A 319-nucleotide genomic window follows, 5' to 3' on the forward strand; every position below is an offset into this window, starting at 1 on the left:
GGTTTTACGACGGGAATACTGCGTCAGGCTGTCGCAATAATGGGAATCCAAGCTTTTGATCAAAGGCTCCATAGGTTAAATATCTCCAAGTTGGGGGCGGATAATTAGTTCTTCAACAACGGTTTGGGGGGAAAGGTTATAGGCAGCCCAAACACTCTCTGCCACGTCCTCAGCTCGGACAAAACGCTCCATCGGCAAGTCCACTCCAGCCCAGCTATCCGTGAGGGTAGCACCTGGCAAAATGGAGGTTACTTTTACATAATGAGGCTTTAATTCTTCACGCAGACATTTGGTCATGCCGAGCATGGCCCATTTGGAT

Annotated in this window: 1 protein-coding gene; it reads right to left on the reverse strand. The window is 48.9% G+C overall.

The features are described 5' to 3' along the window. Positions 1–75: 75 nt before the first annotated feature. The coding region (locus ACNKXV_RS13935) for an SDR family NAD(P)-dependent oxidoreductase (protein ID WP_417908321.1) at positions 76–319 on the reverse strand (244 nt) is incomplete at its 5' end.

Source organism: Christiangramia aquimixticola (genome assembly GCF_048285835.1).
In the GTDB taxonomy this organism is placed as follows: domain Bacteria; phylum Bacteroidota; class Bacteroidia; order Flavobacteriales; family Flavobacteriaceae; genus Christiangramia; species Christiangramia aquimixticola.